Source organism: Pseudomonas sp. GW456-L12 (assembly GCF_059424045.1).
Map to the genome: position 1 here is coordinate 187,713 of NZ_JBWKZA010000010.1, position 18,548 is coordinate 206,260.

An 18,548-nucleotide genomic window follows, 5' to 3' on the forward strand; every position below is an offset into this window, starting at 1 on the left:
ATACTCGTGCCCAGGCCCTGCCCACGTCCCTGGACGTTCCGGTCCCTACTGACTCCGTGACGAAAACAATAAGAAAGTCGCACAGAGGAACACCCGATGAGCCGTGATGATCATGCTCACGCCAGCCTGCTGGAAGCCTTCAGCTCGCTGACCCTGGAGTTGCAGCGCCTGGCGCAGCACAAGGACATCGAACATTTCCATGGCCATGCGCTGAACCGCATCGGCCAGTTGCTGCCCTTCGACAGCGCCTGGTGGGGCCGCGCCGCGCTGATCGACGGCCTGCCGGAAGAACACAGCTCCTACCTCCATCACTTGCCCCCCAGCTACCTGCCGGACTGGCAGTCGATCAAGCACGTCGACGTCACCGTCGGCCGGGTCCATGCGCACCCGGGCCAGGCGGTGATCGTCGACATGCGCGACCCGGCCAACGGCCCCGGCCTGAACTGGCTGGGCACGACCTATGGCATCGGCGAGTTGCTGTGCGTGGTGTACATCGACCCGCAGACCCACCTCAGCGACCACCTGGCGCTGTACCGCGCGCCCGGCGCCAAACGCTTCGACGCCGACGACTGCCTGCTGCTGAACAACCTGATGCTGCACCTGGTGGCCGCGGTGTCGGCCAACCAGATCCGCACCCTGGTGGCCATGCGCGAAACCCTCACCAGCCCGCGCAACCTGGCGCTGGCGGTGTGTGACCAGCGCGGCACCCTGCACTGCGCCGAACGCGGCTTCGTCGACCTGCTGCTCGGCGAGTGGCCGGACTGGAGCGGCCCCTGCCTGCCCGTGCCCATGGCCGATGGCGGTTACGAAGGCCGGCACCTGCAATGCGAGGCCTCGCCGGTGGGCGACCTGTTCCTGCTCGCCGCCCGCGGCCGCACGCTGCTGACCCAACTGAGCCCACGGGAAAACGACGTGGCCCTGGGCTTCGGCGAAGGCAAGACCTACAAGGAAATCGCCCGCGAGCTGGGCCTGTCGCCGAACACCGTGCGCCATCACATCCGCGCCATCTACAACAAGCTCGGGGTCAAGGACAAGACCCGCATCGCCCACCTGCTGCATGCCCCACCCGACTGACGGTTACCTCCCTCGCTGACTGACTTTCGCGCTGTCGTTTTGACGGCCACGGGCCGCTGTTGCCCTTTTTCCAGCCACTGCCGCGTACCGGCGAGCACTTCGCCGCACAACAACTCAAAGAAGAGACGTTACGCCCATGACCAGAACGCTTGCGCACCACACCGCCCTGGCCGTCACCGGCGCCCTGCTGAGCCTGAACGCCAGCGCCGCCGACCTCAACGCCCGCGACTTCTTCGGCGCGCCCTCGGGCACCAGCCTGGGCGTGCTGTACCTGCCGGCGACCCGCGCCGACGACTTCCACGGCCCTGCCGACAGCACCGGCAAGGCCGAGCTGAAGGTCAACGCCCTGGCCTATCGCCAGGTATTTTTCACCGACATCTGCGGCACCCTGTGCACCCCGCAATTCATCGTGCCTTTCGCCGATATCGACGCGCGCCTGCCCGGTGCCAATCGCCACACCGGGGAAAGCGGCTTCGGCGACCCGCAGGTCGGCGGCACCCTGTTTTTCATCAACGATCCGGCCAGCCGAACCTACAGCGGCCTGCTGACCCTGATCACCCTGCCGGTGGGCGAATACCACGGCGACAACCCGGATGTCTCGCCGGGCGCCAACCGCTGGGGCGCGACCTTCGTTTACAACTACACCCAGGGCGTCGGCGAGAAGTGGGTGCTGGAAGCCAACCTCGAAGCCCAGCTCTACGCCAAGAACGACGATTACTTCGGCAGCGACCTGAAGCAGGACCCGCTGTACCGCCTGCAAGCCTTCGCCTCCTATGACTTCACCAGCAGCACCTACGGCGCCCTGCGGCTGATCCACGCCGACGGTGGCGAGCTGCGGATCAACGACCAGCGCATCGACGACACCCACAAGCGCTACACCCAGGTCGGCTTCGAGGTCGGCCACTGGCTGGACCAGCAGAACCAGCTGATGTTCGGCCTCTCGCAAAACGTCGCCACCCGTAACGGCTACCACGGCACCGACGCCCTGCTGCGCCTGGTCCACGTGTTCTGAAGCGTTTTTCCGGAGCTACCCACCATGACGACCCCCATGATCGACAAAAGCCAGGCGTTCCCCGGCGCCCAGCCGCACACCGCTTCATCCCTGGCTTTGCTGGCGGCCATCGTGCTGTTCGCCGCCATCACCCCGACCATCCTCATGACCGCCCCGGCGGTGGCCGCGCAACTGGCCAGCCAATGGCAACTGAGCCCGTCGCAGATCGGCGACCTGTTCTCCACTGAACTGGGGGCCATGAGCCTGGCCACCCTGCCCGCCTTCTGGTGGCTCAAGCGCGTCGACTGGCGCCGCGCGGCGCTACTGGCCGGGGCGCTGTTCATAGTCACTAACCTGCTGTCGATCTGGGCCCAGGGTTATGGCGCGCTGCTGGCCCTGCGTTTCTGCAGTGCCCTGGCCGGCGGTTCGCTGATGATCATCTGCCTGTCCAGCGCCGCCTCCACCGCCAACCCCAGCCGGACCTACGGCCTGTGGGTCATGGGCCAACTGGTGGTCGGGGCAATCGGCCTGAGCATTCTGCCGCGGTTGTTCGAGCATTACGGCCTGGCGGCCTGCTACCTGCTGCTGGCGCTGCTGATGAGCCTGTGCCTGCCCCTGGCGCGCTACTTTCCCCAGGGCGCGCCGCCCCCGGAAAAAACCGCGGGGCAGGCAGCCGCCGCGCCGAAGTGGAAGGCCCTGTGCGGCATTCTCGGCATCCTTGGCTTCTATATCAGCCTCAGCGGGGTCTGGACCTTTATCGGTTCGATCAGCGCCAAGGCCGGCATCTCCGCGCAAGCCAGCGGCGAGCTGCTGGCCGTCGCCACGGTCATGGGCATCGTCGGTGCCGGCTGCGCCTCGCTGATCGGCAATCGCCTGCCGCGCCTGCTGTTGCTGCTGTTCGGCTACAGCCTGATGGCCGGCTCGGTGCTGTTGCTGCTGGGCGCGCCGCCCCTGGCGCGCTTCGCCCTCGCCGCCCTGGTCTTCAAGTTCACCTGGACCTTCATCCTGCCGCTGATCCTCGCCTGCCTGGCCGACCTCGACCGCTCCGGCAAGCTGATGAACGCCTCCAACCTGGTGATCGGCGGCGGCCTGGCCATCGGCCCCGCGCTGGCCGGGCGGTTGATCGAAAGCACCGGTGGCTTCCAGCCCCTGCTGATCGGCGGGGCCGGCCTGACCCTGCTGTCGTTGGCGCTGATCCTCGGCTGCCGGCGCGGCACCTGAACGCCTGAGCCCCTGACCCCCTGTAGCCGCTGCCGAAGGCTGCGATAAGTCCGAAGGACCTCTGGCGCCCGGAAGATCGCAGCGACCGTTCCGGTCGATCGCAGCCTGCGGCAGCGGCTACAAATTTTCGCCCCATAGATGGATATGCCCATGACCCGTAAAACCGCGTTTTTCTTCGATGAACTCAGCCTCTGGCACAGCGCCGGGCTGCATGCGCTGACGCTGCCGGTGGGCGGCTGGGTGCAACCGCCCGCCGCGGCCGGGCACGCCGAATCGCCGGAAACCAAGCGCCGCCTGAAAAGCCTGCTGGACGTCTCCGGCCTGACCCGCCACCTGCTGGTGCGCAGCGCCACGACCGCCACCGAGGAGGACCTGCTGCGGGTGCACAGCGCCGAGTACCTGCAACGCTTCAAGGCCCTGAGCGAGTCCGGTGGCGGCGAACTCGGCCCGCAAGCGCCGATCGGCCCGGGCAGCTACGAAATCGCCCGGCTCTCCGCCGGCCTGGCCATCGCCGCGGTGGACGCGGTGCTCGGCGGCGAAGCCGACAACGCCTACTCGCTGTCGCGTCCGCCGGGGCACCATTGCCTGGCCGACGGCGCCATGGGCTTCTGCTTCCTGGCCAATATCGCCATCGCCATCGAGGCGGCCAAGGCCAGGCGCGGCCTGGGCAAGGTCGCGGTGATCGACTGGGACGTGCACCACGGCAACGGCACCCAGTCGATCTTCGAGGAGCGCGGCGATGTGCTGACCCTTTCCCTGCATCAGGACGGCTGCTTCCCGCCCGGCTACAGCGGCGAACAGGACCGTGGCCGCGGCGCCGGGCTGGGGGCCAACCTCAATATCCCGCTGCTGCCCGGCAGCGGCCACGATGCATACCTGCATGCCCTGCAACGCATCGTGATCCCGGCCCTGGAGCGCTTCGAGCCGGAGCTGATCATCGTTGCCTGCGGCTACGACGCCAACGCGGTCGACCCGCTGGCGCGGATGCTGCTGCACAGCGACTCGTTCCGCGCCATGACCCGCCAGGTGCGCGAAGCCGCCGAGCGCCTGTGCCAGGGCCGCCTGGTGCTGGTGCATGAAGGTGGTTATTCCGAGGCCTATGTGCCCTTCTGCGGGCTGGCGACGGTCGAGGAGCTGGCCGGCGTCAGGACCGCGGTGACCGACCCGATGCTGGAGTTCGTGCAGCTGCAGCAGCCCAATCCCCGGTTCCAGGCCTTTCAACGCCAACTGATCGACGATCTGGCACAAACCTTCCTCAACGACCACTGACCTGTAGCCGCTGCCGCAGGCTGCGATCGACCGGAACGGGCGCTGCGATCTCTCGGACGCTGGAGGTCCTTCGGACCTATCGCAGCCTGCGGCAGCGGCTACAGGGGTTTGCGGACTTCGCTTGGGGTCTGGCCGTAATGGGCCTTGAACGCCCGGGCGAAGTGGGCCTGGCTGGTGAAGCCATGACGGTAGGCGATTTCGCCGATATCCAGGCCGGCTCCCCGTGGGCTGCTCAGCAGGTCATGGGCCTGTTGCAGGCGTTTTTCCAGGATAAAGCGGCTGGGCTGACTGTCTTCCAGGGCGAACAGGCGGCTCAGGTGCCGTGGGGAAATGCCGGTCTGCGCGGCCACCCGCTCGCAACTCAGGCCAGGGTCGGCCAGCTGTTCGCTGATGCACTGCTTGGCCGCCAGCAGATAGGACGCGCTCAGGGCATTGATCCGCCGCTCTCCCGCCTGCCCGGCGATCAGGCTGGCCAACAGCTCCAGCGCCTGGTTCTGATAACTCTCGGCGTCCTCGCTCAGCGGCTGCTGGAAAAAGCCTCCGGTGCGCTCGCCCAGGGTGCGCAGCAACAGGCGCTGCACGCCGCTTTGCCCGCCAATCTTCAGCGGACGGTCGAAACGCTTGAGGCAGCGCTCGGCGAACAACGCCTGGGGAATGTCGAAAATGAACTGGCGCATCGGCCCGGAGAACCCGAACAGATAGGGTTTGTCGGTGCGGTAGACGATCAGCTCGCCCGGTTCGAGCAACTGGCAGGCGCCATCCTGATAGAAGAACGAGCCGCTGCCGGTGACGAAGGACACGAACACAGACTCCTTGGGCACCGCGCGGATCATCGAGTTGTCACGCTCGACTACGTGCTCGTTGCCCTCGATCCGCGCCAGGCGCATGCCCTCCAGCTGCAGGTTGTCCTGGCTGGCGGCAAAACCGCTCTCACAAAAGGAAGTGCATTTGAGGCCGACCAGGGTGGAGGCGTTGTAGTCCTCCCAGAAGGCCAGCCGCTGATCCAGGGCGATGCTCTGGGTGCAGGCATGCCGGGTTTCGAGCAAGGCGCATGGAGACATTTTTATTCTTCTCATGGCTAGGAAGCATTCCCGGTCGGCAAGGCAGTGACCGGATTCCGAGGCCGCGACAGGTGGCGCTCGCGGCGATTCATTAACATATGAAGCTTATGCCCTGTCAACGTGAAACGCAGTGGGCACAAGTCGATTGCCAGGGTAAACGGCGTCCCTGAAGCCTGTAGGAAAAGTCTCGTCCGATCCAGTCAACAATCCCGTCCGATTGGATAAAACCCCGCCCGCGCGCCGCGCCTAAAGTCGCCTCGACTCCCACAACGAATAGAGGCCGACCATGCCCGAAGCCGCCCGCCGTGAATTCTGGAAAGACCTGCAACCGATCGCCAATTGCTTCAAGCCGGACGCCAAGCCCGAGGTCTACCTGCCCAATGCCGCCAGCGACGACCTGAAGCTGTATGTGCCCTTCACCGAAACCGTGTCCTCGCGGCCGCTGTGGATCTCGCCGAGCGAGAACCGCTGGTGCGACATCCTCATGGCCAGCAGCGCCGGCCTGGTGAACCGGCATTACCACCCCCACGAAGTGTTCGCCTACACCCTGTCCGGCAAGTGGGGCTACCTGGAGCACGACTGGACCGCCACCGCCGGCGACTTCGTCTACGAGACCCCGGGCGAAGGCCACACCCTGGTGGCCTACGAGCACGAGCAACCGATGCGCGCGTTTTTCATCGTCAAGGGCCCGCTGATCTGGCTCGACGAACAGGGCGAGCCGGACGGTTACTTCGACGTGCACTCCTACATCGCCCTGTGCCGCGCGCACTACGAAAAGATCGGCCTCGGCGCGGCCTATATCGACACGCTGTTTCGCTGAAGTCTCGACTTCACCTGTCCCTCCCGCGGAGAACGACCATGGCTTACAACAACAATAAAGCCGGTTACGAGAACATCCTGCTGGGCGTGCTGTTCCTGACGTTCGGCTTCGTCTTTTTCGATCGCCTGGCCCTGTCCTTCCTGTTCCCCTTCATGGCCGACGAGCTGCAACTGAGCAACAGCCACCTGGGCATGCTGTCGTCGATCCTGGCCCTGGCCTGGGCGGTGTCCGGCGCGCTGGTTGGGGCCTGGTCGGACCGCCGTGGCAAGCGCAAGCCGCTGCTGATCGTCGCGGTGATCCTGTTTTCCCTGTGCTCGGCGCTGTCGGGGCTGGTCACCGGTTTTCTCAGCCTGCTGCTGTTCCGCGGCATCATGGGCCTGGCCGAAGGGCCGATCCTGCCGCTCTCGCAATCGCTGATGGTGGAGGCCTCCTCGCCCCATCGCCGGGGCCTGAACATGGGCTTGCTGCAAGGCTCGGCGGCCGGGCTGCTGGGCGCGGTGATCGGCCCGCCGGTGCTGATCGCCCTGGCCGAAGCCTACGGCTGGCGCCATGCCTTTATCGTCTCGCTGATCCCCGGGCTGCTGATCGCCCTGCTGATCTGGCGCTATGTGCGCAACGACGCGCCGGCGGCACCGATCACGGACAACGCTCCTGCTGCTCCGGTCAACCGCCTGGCCCTGCTGAAAAGCCGCAACATCGTGCTCTGCACCCTGATCAGCTGCGTGTTCCTCACCTGGTTCGTGATCCTCATTTCCTTCACCCCGACCTTCCTGGTCAAGGTCCGCGGCTACAGCCCGGCGAGCATGGGCACGGTGATGAGTTGCCTGGGCGGCGCCTGGGTGCTGTGGGGCTTCGGCGTGGCGGCGATTTCCGACCGTTTCGGCCGTCGCCCGACCCTGGTGCTGTTCTCGCTGATCGCCGCCTGCTGCCCGATCGCCCTGCTCTACGCCAACAGCCCGCTGCTGATGGGCGTGCTGATGCTGCTGACCTACACGGGCCTGGGCTGCTTCACCCTGTTCATGGCGACCATCCCGGCGGAAACCGTGCCCCGTGAGGTCATGGCCACCGCCCTGGGCATGATCATGGGCATCGGCGAGCTGGTGGGCGGTTTTGTCTCGCCAACCATCGCCGGCTTTGCCGCCGACCGTTTCGGCCTGTCCATCGTCATGTGGATCTCCTGCGGCGGCGCCCTGCTGGCGGCGCTGCTGGCACTGTTCCTCAAGGAAACCGCGCCGGCGGTCCTGGCACGCGGCCGCCGCGCCGAACCTTCCCCCTCTCCTGTCCTGCAAGGAAACCAGCCATGAAAGCATTGCGTTGGCATGCCGCCCGCGACCTGCGCCTGAGCGATCTGCAACTGCCGCAGCCCGGCCCGGGCGAGGTGCTGGTCAAGGTGGCCTACTGCGGCATCTGCGGCAGCGACCTGCACGAATACGCCGACGGCCCGCACTCGATTCCACAACAGGTGCCCCACCCGCTGTCCGGTTGCCGCGCGCCGCTGACCCTCGGCCACGAGTTCTGCGGCCAGGTCCTGGCGGTGGGCGCGGGCGTCGACCGGGTCCGGGTCGGCAGCCGGGTGGCGGTGGAGCCGGAGTATCGCTGCGGCGATTGCCAGTACTGCCGCGTCGGCCAGTACAACCTCTGCCAGTCCATGGGGTTTATCGGCCTGATGGGCGACGGCGGTTTCGCCGAACAGGTGCTGGTGCCGGCGTACATGCTGCACCCGCTGCCGGATTCGGTGAGTTTCAAGCAGGCCGCGGTGCTGGAGCCGGCGGCGGTGGCCTTTCACGCGCTGAACCAGAGCAGCCTGCTGGCCGGCGACAGCTGCGTGGTGTTCGGCCTCGGCCCTATAGGCCTGCTCTTGATCCTGCTGGCGCGCTTGCGCGGCGTGGAGCGGATCTTCGCCGTGGACATCAGCCCGGAACGCCGGCGGCTGGCCCGCGACTTCGGCGCCCAGGAAGTGCTCGATGGCCACGCCGCCGACCTGTCGCAACGCCTGCACGAACTGAGCGGTGGTGGCGTCGACACGGCCTTCGAGGCCGCCGGCAGCCAGCAGACCCTGAGCCTGGCCCTGCACTCGCTGCGCAAGGGCGGCGAGGTGGTGCTGGTGGGCCTGATGGGCGAGGTCAGCGTCGATGCCTTCCACCTGGTCAACCACGAACTGCGCCTGCTCGGCAGCGTGGGCTATCGCAACGCCTACCCACCGCTGATCGAGCTGCTGGCCAGCGGCCGCCTGGACCTGACCCGCGCCGTGACCCGCTGCGTGACCCTGGACCAGGCCGTGGAGCATGGCTTCGAGGCACTGCTGCGGGACAAGAGCCAGATCAAGGTGCTGGTCAATCCCAACCCCGAACTGGCCAAGGCATGACCTGTAGCCGCTGCCGCAGGCTGCGATCGAGGACGCAGTCCTCGCCAGCGCAATCGGCAGCACCCTGGTAACCCGTTGGCGAACGCTGCGCGTCCGATCGCAGCCTTCGGCAGCGGCTACTCACAAAAACAACAAGAAACGAGTATCGACCATGAAAAGCACTCTCCTGCTGTGCCCGCTGCTGACGGCGGCGCTGTTCACCCCGTTGTGCCACGCCGGGACTCCAGCACCCAACCGCGAAGGCCCGCTGGCCGGGCTCGGCGAGCAACTGGCCGGCTACGGCATCCGACCCCATGTGCAGTTCTGGAGCCTGTCGATGAACAACCTCGACACCGGTCCGCGGCAACACAGCTTCGGCAACAGCGGCGACCTGTTCGTCGGCGCCGACTTCGACCTCGATACCCTCGCCGGCCTCGAAGGCGCGGCCGTTCATTTCGAGGAAACCTTCTTCATCCTCGACACCGCCACCGGCCAGCCGACCTCGCGCAACTGGCAAGGCGCCGCCGGCAGCTATTTCGCCGGCGCGCCGATCCACAACGACATCACCAGCAACCAGCTGAGCCTGCTGACCTACCAGCAGACCTGGCTCGACGGCCAGCTCGACATGAGCCTGGGGCGCACCAACGCGCGGCGCTACTTCTATATCTACAACTGCGAAACCGTGGTCACCTGCAACGACCCGATCATCGATTCGTCCACCGGCATCCTGCCGCCGCCCTACGGCAGCTGGGGCGGCTACCTGAAGTACCAGCCGACGCCGGGGTTCTATGTGCATGCCGGGGCCTTCGAATCGAACCCGGTGGACTACCTGAAAAAACGCAAGGGCCTGGACTTCAGCACCGACGACGCCAGCGGCACCAGCCTGCTGCTGGGCATCGGCAGCAAGCACGACGGCGCCTACAGCGCCCACTACGAACTCAACGGCTACTACAACACCGCCAACCAGCACGACCCGCTGACCGGTGCCAGCGAGCACGGCACCGGTGGCGCCTTCTTCAAGTTCCAGCAAGGCTTCTGGCGGGCCGACGGCGGCCAGGGCACCGCGCCCCAGGCGCTGCTGGCGTTCGGTTCGCTGTCCCTGGCGGCCGACGACAAGCAGCCCTTCAGCCATTTCGCCGAGATCGGCCTGACTTACCTGGCGCCCTTCGACCGCGCCCAGGACAAGCTCAACCTCAAGGCCAGCTACCTGCGCCTCAACGACCACCAACTGCGCTTCCAGCAACAGGCGCGGATCGCCAACGGCGGCGACCACCGCCTGGGCGAACGCAACGTGTACGCCATCGAGGCCAACGGCCACTTAGCCCTGACCCGGCACCTGGCGCTCGAACCCAGCGTGCAGTACCTGATCAACCCGGACAACTTCTACAACCCCGAGGCCCGCGAGCTCAGCGGCAACGGTTTTGTCGTCGGCCTGCAAGTCATGTACGACGTCGGCGCGGCGCTGGGGCTGTAAACCTGCTTTTCACTGCCAACGAGGTATCTCCCATGACTGACTCTGCCCCACGTTCGTTCGACTACATCGTGGTCGGGGCCGGCTCGGCCGGTTGCGTGCTGGCCAACCGGCTGTCCGCCGACCCGCAGCTCAGCGTCTGCCTGATCGAAGCCGGCCCCAGCGACCGCAGCCTGTTTCCCGGCGCCTATGTGCGCACCCCGGCGGGCATCATCCGCCTGATCGCCAACCCGAAGTGGAACTGGATGCATCAGTTCAGCGCCCAGGCCGCCAGTGGCGAGCGCCCGATCCCCTGCCCCCGCGGCCGGCTCTGGGGCGGCTCCAGCGCGATCAACGGCATGATCTACATCCGCGGCCACCGCAGCGACTACGACCGCTGGGCGGCGGCCGGCAACCAGGGCTGGAGCTACGACGAACTGCTGCCGTACTTCCTGCGCTCGGAGCATTTCGAGCCCGGCGCCTCGCCCTGGCACGGCCAGGGCGGCGAACTCAACGTCGCCGCGCAACGCAGCCCGAGCCCTATCAATGAGGTGTTCTACCAGGCCGCCCAGGAACTGGGCTGGCGCTACAACCCGGACTTCAACGGCGAGGAACAGGAAGGCTACGGCCCCTTCCACGTCACCCAGATCAACGGCGAGCGTTGCAGCGCCGCGCGGGCCTTCCTGTACCCGGCGCTGTCGCGGCCCAACCTCACCGTCCTGAGCTCGACCCTGACCCACCGCGTGTTGCTGGAGGGCAATCGCGCCTGTGGCGTCGAGGTCAGCCAGGATGGTACGGTGTTCCAGCTCCAGGCCCGGCGCGAAGTGATCCTCAGCGCCGGGGCGATCAACTCGCCGCAACTGTTGTTGCTCTCCGGCATCGGCCCGACCGAGGAACTGGCGCGCCATGGCATCGCCCAGCGCCATGAACTACCGGGAGTCGGCCACAACCTGCAAGACCATCAGGACGTGGTGCTGATGTACCGCTGCGACAGCGAGCTGACCTACGGCGTGTCGGCCAAAGGCCTGCTGCCCCTGGCCCGTGCGCCCTGGCAGTACCTGAGCCGGCGCAGCGGCCCGCTGACCTCCAACACCGTGGAGTCCGGCGGTTTCCTGCGCCTGCACCCCGAGGACGCCGCCCCGGAGCTGGGCCTGATCGTCGCCCCGGCGCTGAAAAACCAGCCCCAGCGCCTGGTGCCGCTGGGCCATGGGGTCAGCCTGCACATCGCCGTGATGCACCCGCACAGCCGTGGCCAGGTCCGGCTCAATTGCGCCGATCCCCATGACAAGCCGATCATCGACAGCAACTTCCTCAGCCACCCGGAAGACCTGCGCAAGCTGGTGGCGGGCGTGCGCCTGGTGCGCCAGCTGGCGGCGAGCCAGGCCTTCTCCCGGCGTCTCAAGGGCGAGCTGGTGCCCGGCCCGCAGGTCGAGAGCCAGGCGCAGATCGAGCAGTGGATTCGCGACAGCCTGGGCACCGTGTTCCACCCGGTCGGCACCTGCAAGATGGGCCATGACGCCCAGGCGGTGGTCGACGACCAGTTGCGGGTCCACGGCGTGCAGGGCCTGCGGGTGGCCGACGCGTCGATCATGCCGAGCCTGACCACCGGCAACACCAACGCGGCGGCGATCATGATCGGCGAAAAGGCCGCGGACCTGCTGCTGGGTAAAGCGGCGCCAATCATTCAGATCCCTGCTCGCCTGGAGCAACAGGCATCCACGCTGGCCATTGGCTGAAAGACAGCCCCTGTAGGAGCGAAGCTTGCTCGCGATGGTCGTTAACGATAACGCGTACAGATTGGATAAACGCGGCGCCCTCAAGCCTATCGCGAGCAAGCTTCGCTCCTACAGGGGATCACCTGCGCTTGACTGATCGGTGTTGACCCAGGCGCCCGCGTCCCTATGGATTTTGCCATCGGGCGGACATATAGTTGCACGATACAACAATATATGGAGCCTCGCCATGTCCTCCCCTTCGCCGCTGGTGGATCAGATCCGCAATGAATCGCGCAAACTGGTGCGCGAGCTGGGCTTTATGGGCGCTACCCTGGCCGGCTCCGATCTGCCGCCCTCGGCGGTGCATGCGCTGATCGAACTCGACCTGCACGCCCCGCTCACCGCCGCCCAGTTGGGCAAGACCCTGAATTTGGAAAAGTCCTCGGTCAGCCGCCTGCTGGGCAAGCTCATCGAGCGCGGCGATATCCAGGAAAGCCCCAGCCCCACCGATGCCCGGGAAAAGCACCTGGGCCTGACCGCCAGCGGGCGCAAACAGGTCGCCGCGCTCCATGCCTTCGGCAGCGCCCAGGTGCAACAGGCGCTGCGCCTGCTGGCGCCACGGGAGCAAAGCCAAGTGGTCGCCGGACTGCGCAGTTATGGCCAGGCGCTGCAGGCCTGCCGCCTGGGCCATGCGCAGATCGCCGCGGCCACCCCGACCGTGCAGCCTGGCTATCGGCCGGGCATGATCGGCCGCATCACCGAGCTGCATGCGCATTACTACTCACGCCTGGTGGGTTTCGGGCAGTTCTTTGAACAGCGCGTCGCGGCGGGCCTCGCGGAGTTCAGCGAGCGCCTGGACAACCCCGATAACGGCGTCTGGCTGGCGGTGCTGGACGAGCAGATCGTCGGCTCGATCGCCATCGACCTCGGCGACACCGCGGATCGCCCTCAGGCCGACAGAGTCGCCCATCTGCGCTGGTTTATCCTCGACGAGGCGGCCCGTGGCACCGGCACCGGCCGCCTGCTGCTCAAGGCGGCGCTGGAGCATTGCGACCGGGTGCGGGCAACCACCTGCTATCTGTGGACCTTCAGCGGCCTGGACGCCGCCCGGCACCTGTACGAAGCCTTCGGCTTCCAGCTGGTGGAGGAACAGCCCGCGGCGCAATGGGGCAAGACCGTGCTGGAACAGAAGTTCGCGCGCCGCCATCCCGGCCTGGCCTGAAACGCCTCAGCGGCTGGCCGGCGGCGCGATGTTCCACAGCCGCGGCCAGTCTTCGGAGGACAAGCCATTGCAGGTCGGCATCTGCCGGTAATCGCTGAGCTGGAAGCTTTCACCGTCGAACAGCCAGCGCCCGGTTTCACCGCAGTCGCCGATGCCGCGCGCCAGATAGAAGGTGGTCAGCACCCCGGTCTTGGGATCGTAGTGGGCGCCGCCCGAACCGTCCGCGTTGTTCATGGGCAAGGCTTGCCGGCGCAATTCCTTGAGCTGCGGCGGGTTGCCGCGCGACCAGCTGCTGATCAGGTAGTCGCAGTTGTAGGCCGCGCAGTCGCTCAGCACCACCGTCAACGCCCGCTGCGCGGTCAGCGGATAGACCTCGACCTGGGGCTCGGCCACAAAGTCTTCATCGTCGTTGGGCGTGCCTGGCGCGGCGAATTTCACCGCGGCCGCCGAGATCCGCGTGCGTTGCGCCTCCGTCAGTTCCGGTGCCCCCGGATAAGCCCGCAGCTGAGCCGGCAGCGGCCGCGCCGGCACCTCGCTGGCCGGACGCTGGCCTGGCCGCCACAGCGCCGTCACGCCATCGACCCGGCCCTGTACCGAGTCCATCAGCAGCAGCGCCGCCGACAACCCGGACAATGGCACCCGGGCTTCGTCGTTCCCCTCCAGCTTCAGTTCCTCGGCATTGCGCAGGCGTTCCAGCCACTGGCGGGCCCGGGCCGGGTCGGCGATTTCATAGCGGGTGACCTGGATCTGCGCGCCCTTCTTCTCCGGCAACAGCACCAGGGCATCCAGCAGTTGCGGCTCCAGCGCTTGGCCGTCGAGGCGCAAGGCCGTCAGCTCGGCGGGTTCGCCGCGCTGGTCCAGGCGCATTTCCAGCGGGCCGTCGGGGCCGGCGCGACGCTGGATATGCAGGGTCAGGCTGCTGTACTGCACACCGTGCTCACCGTTGGGCGCGCTCAGGGCGTGGCAACTGCGCAGGTTGTCGCAGCCGGTGATCCATTCCTTGGTCTGGCGCAGCAACGGCACCTTTTCCGCGGCGCTCTGCGCCATCGCCTGGGCGGCGCTGGCGGCCAGCAAAAGAACCATCAGGGTGCGCTGCAACATGGGACTTTCCTTGTCGGGTAAAAGCGCCGATTGTCCCACGCAGCGCGCTGGCGCTCCCAGCTTTTTTGCCCTCAGGACGAGGGTTTCGCCGCGCCCTGGCGCGCCCGGTATTCCCCCGGCGTCATCTTCGCGTAGCGCTGGAAGAACCGGCTGAAATACGCCGGGTCCTTGAACCCCAGCTGGTAACAGATTTCGTTCACCGAACTGGCGGTGAACAGCAGCAGGCGCTTGGACTCCTGCATCAGGCGCTCGTACACCAGGCGTTTCGACGGCAGGTCGGCGATGCGCCGGCAGACATCGTTGAGACGCGCCTCGGTGACGCCGATCTGCCCGGCATAGCGCGACAGCGGCCAATGCTCCAGGTAGCGGGCTTCGATCAGTTCGTTGAAGCGATGGAAGATGTGCAGGTCTTCATGCCGCGCCGGGCGGGCCTTGAGGGAATTGGCCGAAAGCCTGAGCAGGCTGATCAGGATCAACCGGGTCAGGGCTTCCAGCGCCGGCGCATGCCCGGCGCCCTGCCCGGCGACTTCCTCCTGCAACTCATCGAACAGCAGCGCCAGGCGCCGCGCCTCGCCGGCGAACCCCGGGTCCAGGCGCGCCAGGGCTACGCAGGCCGGCGCCACCTGGGGGCCGCTGGTGAGGCGGCTGTCGGCTTCGATCAGCTCCCACACCAGCTGCTGGCGCACGGTCAGTACGTGGCCTTCGCTGTCGGCCTCGGTGACGAAGGAATGGGCAATGGTCGGCGGCGTGAGGAAAAACATCGGCCCCGATTCCAGGTATTGCTGGTCGTCGAGGTAGACCCGCACCGCGCCGCTTTTCACGTAGTGCACCTGGAAAAACCGGTCGTGGCGGTGCACCGGCATGTTGCGGCCGAAGAACCCGGCCAGGTTGCTCAGCTTGTCGTAATGCACCTGCGAATCGGCGTAGCGCTGGTCGTAGACCTGGCCGATGTTGATGTTGGGGATCGGCTGGCGATCGCTCATGGTGGCATGTCTCTTTTTTCGCTCGCGGTGCTTTTTATTTTCGCCCGCGGCGCTTTTATTTTTTACCTGCGGCAAGCGCCCACATCCTGCGTGATTCGCGGCCTGTTCACCAGCACGGGGCAGACAGTTCGTAATCGGCTCCTGGCCGGCGCTTGACGATCATTAACATATTAAATATAACGTTAACACATTAACGAAATCACCTCGTCTTCCGCGATGCTCAGGAGAAAACCACAATGAGCCGTGCACTGCATGAAGTCGCCACCGGCACCCTGTTCGGCGTCGCGCTGAACTACCAGGGCCTGTTGCGCAGCCACCTGGAATCCTTCACCCAGCCGCCCTACCAGAAGCCACCGGTCAAGCCGGTGCTGTTCATCAAGACCCCCAACACGCGCAATGTCCACGGCGGCGCCGTGATCTATCCGCAAGGCGTCGAGCGCCTGCAACCGGGCCCGGCGCTGGGCGTGGTGATCGGCAAGAGCACCAGCCGGGTCAGCGTGGAAAATGCCCTGCAGCACGTGGCCGGCTACACCATCGTCAACGAGTTCAGCCTGCCGGAAGACAGCTACTACCGCCCCGCCGTCAAAGCCAAGTGCCGTGACGGTTTCTGCGCCTTCGGCCCGGAACTGGTGCCCGCGGCCCAGGTACGCGATCCCCATGAGCTGGAACTGAAACTGTGGGTCAACGGTGAACTGCTGCAACGCAACAGCACCGCCAACCTGGTGCGCGGTATTCCCCAGCTGATCGCCGAAATCAGCGAGTTCATGACCCTGCACGAGGGCGACGTGCTGATCACCGGCACCCCCGAAGGCCGCGTCGACGTCAAGCCCGGCGACCGCATCGAAGTGGAGATCAGCGGCCTGGGCCGTCTCGCCAATCACGTTGTCGCTGAAGAAATAGCCGCCGAAATTGCCGCCGAATAAGGAGCCGCCATGAAACACGCCCGCATCCGTTATCAAGGCCAGGTCCACGAGGTCGTGGTCAACGCGCCCAACAGCGTGAAACTGGCCGATGGCCGCGTGCTCGCCGAGGATCAGGTCGAGTGGCTGCCACCGGCCACCGGCAGCATGTTCGCCCTGGGCCTGAACTACGCCGACCACGCCGCCGAACTGGCCTTCAAGCCGCCGACCGAGCCGCTGGTGTTCATCAAGTCCCCCGGCACCTACACCGGCCACAACCAGGTCACCTGGCGCCCGGACAATGTCGCCTACATGCACTACGAGTGCGAACTGGTGGCGGTGATCGGCAAGACCGCGCGCAACGTCAAGCGCGAGGACGCCCTGGATTACCTGGCCGGCTACACGGTGTGCAACGACTACGCGATCCGCGACTACCTGGAAAACTACTACCGGCCCAACCTGCGGGTGAAGAACCGCGACGCCACCACCCCGGTCGGGCCGTGGATAGTCGACGTCGCCGACGTGCCCGAGCCGAACCGGCTGAAGCTGCGCACCTGGGTCAACGGTGAGTTGCGCCAGGAAGGCAGCACCTGCGACATGATCTTCGACATCCCCTACCTGATCGAATACCTGTCCAGCTTCATGACCCTGCAACCGGGCGACATGATCGCTACCGGCACCCCGGAAGGCCTGTCCGACGTGGTGCCCGGCGACGAAGTGGTGGTGGAAGTCGAAGGCGTCGGCCGGCTGGTCAACCGCATCGTCAGCGAGGCGGAGTTCTTCAGGATCAAGGCACAACACGACACGCAACTGGCGGCCAAGGAGCACGCATAAATGATCAAACACTGGATCAACGGCCGCGAGGTCGAAAGCCAAGACACCTTCGTCAACTACAACCCGGCCACCGGCGAGGCCATCGGTGAAGTGGCCAGCGGCGGCGCCGGGGAAATCGCCCAGGCGGTCGCGGCGGCCAAGGAAGCCTTTCCGAAATGGGCCAACACCCCGGCCAAGGAACGGGCGCGGCTGATGCGCAAGCTGGGCGAGCTGATCGACCGGAACGTGCCGCACCTGGCGGAGCTGGAAACCCTCGACACCGGCCTGCCGATCCACCAGACCAAGAACGTGCTGATCCCGCGCGCCTCGCACAACTTCGACTTCTTCGCCGAGGTCTGCACCCGCATGGATGGCCACAGCTATCCGGTGGACGACCAGATGCTCAACTACACCCTGTACCAGCCGGTCGGCGTCTGCGCCCTGGTGTCGCCGTGGAACGTACCGTTCATGACCGCCACCTGGAAGACCGCGCCGTGCCTGGCGCTGGGCAACACGGCGGTGCTGAAGATGTCCGAGCTGTCGCCGCTGACCGCCAACGAACTGGGGCGCCTGGCGGTCGAAGCCGGCATTCCCAATGGTGTGCTGAACATCGTCCAGGGCTATGGCGCCACCGCCGGCGATGCCCTGGTGCGCCACCCGGACGTGCGCGCCATTTCCTTCACCGGCGGCACCGCCACCGGCAAGAAGATCATGCAGACCGCGGGGCTGAAAAAGTACTCCATGGAACTGGGCGGCAAGTCGCCGGTGCTGATCTTCGAAGACGCCGACCTGGAGCGCGCCCTGGATGCGGCGCTGTTCACCATCTTCTCGCTCAACGGCGAACGCTGCACCGCCGGCAGCCGGATCTTCGTCCAGGAAAGCGTGTACCCGCAGTTCGTCGCCGAGTTCGCCGCCCGCGCCAAGCGCCTGATTGTCGGTGACCCGCAGGACCCGAAGACCCAGGTCGGCTCGATGATCACCCAGGCCCACTACGACAAGGTCACCGGCTATATCCGCATCGGCATCGAAGAAGGCGCCACCCTCCTCGCCGGTGGCCTGGAGCGCCCGGCCAACCTGCCGGCGCACCTGGGCCGTGGCCAGTTCATCCAGCCGACGGTGTTCGCCGACGTCAATAACAAGATGCGCATCGCCCAGGAAGAGATCTTCGGCCCGGTGGTCTGCCTGATCCCGTTCAAGGACGAGGCCGAGGCCCTGCGACTGGCCAACGACACCGAGTACGGCCTGGCCTCCTATATCTGGACCCAGGACATCGGCAAGGCCCATCGCCTGGCCCGTGGCATCGAGGCCGGCATGGTGTTCATCAACAGCCAGAACGTGCGCGACCTGCGCCAGCCGTTCGGTGGGGTCAAGGGCTCCGGCACCGGCCGCGAAGGCGGCGAGTACAGCTTCGAGGTGTTTGCCGAGATCAAGAACATCTGTATCTCCATGGGCAGCCACCACATCCCGCGCTGGGGCGTGTAAGGTTTTGCAATCCTGTAGCCGCTGCCGAAGGCTGCGCTCGTCTCGGAACGAGACGCCGCTCTTTGAAGTCCCTGCGGGACTTATCGCAGCCTGCGGCAGCGGC

Annotated in this window: 16 protein-coding genes; 13 read left to right on the top strand and 3 right to left on the bottom strand. The window is 66.3% G+C overall.

Annotated features, from left to right (window positions below; genetic code table 11):
* Positions 1 to 96: 96 nt before the first annotated feature.
* The 4 genes from AC07Y9_RS15675 (at position 97) to AC07Y9_RS15690 (ending at position 4,555) form a co-directional block, all read left to right on the top strand.
* Positions 97 to 1,074 carry a helix-turn-helix transcriptional regulator gene (locus AC07Y9_RS15675; RefSeq protein WP_102681138.1) on the top strand — a complete coding sequence of 326 codons (978 nt, stop codon included), beginning with the start codon at positions 97 to 99 and terminating at the stop codon, positions 1,072 to 1,074.
* Between the two features lie 136 nt (positions 1,075 to 1,210).
* A complete protein-coding gene (locus AC07Y9_RS15680; RefSeq protein WP_102681139.1) occupies positions 1,211 to 2,086 on the top strand; it encodes a transporter in 876 nt (291 codons plus the stop codon).
* A gap of 36 nt (positions 2,087 to 2,122) precedes the next feature.
* Positions 2,123 to 3,286 carry an MFS transporter gene (locus AC07Y9_RS15685; protein WP_102681140.1) on the top strand — a complete coding sequence of 388 codons (1,164 nt, stop codon included), beginning with the start codon at positions 2,123 to 2,125 and terminating at the stop codon, positions 3,284 to 3,286.
* A gap of 150 nt (positions 3,287 to 3,436) precedes the next feature.
* Positions 3,437 to 4,555, top strand: coding sequence for a class II histone deacetylase (locus AC07Y9_RS15690; RefSeq protein WP_102681141.1), 1,119 nt, complete (start codon positions 3,437 to 3,439; stop codon positions 4,553 to 4,555).
* Between the two features lie 98 nt (positions 4,556 to 4,653).
* On the opposite strand, the gene AC07Y9_RS15695 is transcribed toward AC07Y9_RS15690, so the two are convergent.
* Positions 4,654 to 5,616: a helix-turn-helix domain-containing protein gene (locus AC07Y9_RS15695; protein ID WP_102681142.1), complete on the bottom strand. Its 963-nt coding sequence runs from the start codon at positions 5,614 to 5,616 to the stop codon at positions 4,654 to 4,656.
* Positions 5,617 to 5,902: 286 nt separating this feature from the next.
* Between AC07Y9_RS15695 and AC07Y9_RS15700 the strand changes: the two genes are divergently transcribed.
* The 6 genes from AC07Y9_RS15700 (at position 5,903) to AC07Y9_RS15725 (ending at position 13,167) form a co-directional block, all read left to right on the top strand.
* Positions 5,903 to 6,436: a 2,4'-dihydroxyacetophenone dioxygenase family protein gene (locus AC07Y9_RS15700; RefSeq protein WP_007927291.1), complete on the top strand. Its 534-nt coding sequence runs from the start codon at positions 5,903 to 5,905 to the stop codon at positions 6,434 to 6,436.
* A gap of 38 nt (positions 6,437 to 6,474) precedes the next feature.
* Positions 6,475 to 7,740 carry an MFS transporter gene (locus AC07Y9_RS15705; protein WP_102681143.1) on the top strand — a complete coding sequence of 422 codons (1,266 nt, stop codon included), beginning with the start codon at positions 6,475 to 6,477 and terminating at the stop codon, positions 7,738 to 7,740.
* The gene (locus AC07Y9_RS15710; RefSeq protein WP_053261467.1) at positions 7,737 to 8,801 is read left to right on the top strand and encodes a 2,3-butanediol dehydrogenase; all 1,065 of its coding nucleotides are present in this window, start codon (positions 7,737 to 7,739) and stop codon (positions 8,799 to 8,801) included. Before AC07Y9_RS15705 ends, AC07Y9_RS15710 begins: the two co-directional genes overlap by 4 nt.
* Positions 8,802 to 8,952: 151 nt before the next feature.
* The gene (locus AC07Y9_RS15715; protein WP_102681144.1) at positions 8,953 to 10,254 is read left to right on the top strand and encodes a carbohydrate porin; all 1,302 of its coding nucleotides are present in this window, start codon (positions 8,953 to 8,955) and stop codon (positions 10,252 to 10,254) included.
* Positions 10,255 to 10,286: 32 nt separating this feature from the next.
* A complete protein-coding gene (locus tag AC07Y9_RS15720) occupies positions 10,287 to 11,966 on the top strand; it encodes a GMC family oxidoreductase (RefSeq protein ID WP_102681145.1) in 1,680 nt (559 codons plus the stop codon).
* A gap of 226 nt (positions 11,967 to 12,192) precedes the next feature.
* Entirely contained in the window at positions 12,193 to 13,167 is a 975-nt protein-coding gene (locus AC07Y9_RS15725; RefSeq protein ID WP_102681146.1) for a bifunctional helix-turn-helix transcriptional regulator/GNAT family N-acetyltransferase, read from the top strand.
* 6 nt (positions 13,168 to 13,173) lie between these two features.
* Here AC07Y9_RS15725 and AC07Y9_RS15730 read toward each other — a convergent pair whose 3' ends face one another.
* Both AC07Y9_RS15730 and hpaA read right to left on the bottom strand, forming a co-directional pair.
* Complete coding sequence (locus AC07Y9_RS15730) at positions 13,174 to 14,268, bottom strand: DUF1176 domain-containing protein (protein ID WP_102681147.1); 1,095 nt, start codon at positions 14,266 to 14,268, stop codon at positions 13,174 to 13,176.
* A gap of 71 nt (positions 14,269 to 14,339) precedes the next feature.
* Positions 14,340 to 15,251 carry a 4-hydroxyphenylacetate catabolism regulatory protein HpaA gene (gene hpaA / locus AC07Y9_RS15735; RefSeq protein ID WP_102681148.1) on the bottom strand — a complete coding sequence of 304 codons (912 nt, stop codon included), beginning with the start codon at positions 15,249 to 15,251 and terminating at the stop codon, positions 14,340 to 14,342.
* 236 nt (positions 15,252 to 15,487) lie between these two features.
* Between hpaA and AC07Y9_RS15740 the strand changes: the two genes are divergently transcribed.
* Genes AC07Y9_RS15740 through hpaE form a run of 3 tightly spaced genes read left to right on the top strand, consistent with a single transcriptional unit; the run spans position 15,488 to position 18,445 of the window.
* Complete coding sequence (locus AC07Y9_RS15740) at positions 15,488 to 16,174, top strand: fumarylacetoacetate hydrolase family protein (RefSeq protein ID WP_102681149.1); 687 nt, start codon at positions 15,488 to 15,490, stop codon at positions 16,172 to 16,174.
* Between the two features lie 9 nt (positions 16,175 to 16,183).
* The gene (locus AC07Y9_RS15745) at positions 16,184 to 16,984 is read left to right on the top strand and encodes a fumarylacetoacetate hydrolase family protein (protein ID WP_007923540.1); all 801 of its coding nucleotides are present in this window, start codon (positions 16,184 to 16,186) and stop codon (positions 16,982 to 16,984) included.
* Positions 16,985 to 18,445, top strand: a complete 1,461-nt coding sequence (hpaE, locus tag AC07Y9_RS15750; protein WP_102681150.1) for a 5-carboxymethyl-2-hydroxymuconate semialdehyde dehydrogenase — start codon at positions 16,985 to 16,987, stop codon at positions 18,443 to 18,445.
* Positions 18,446 to 18,548: the final 103 nt, after the last annotated feature.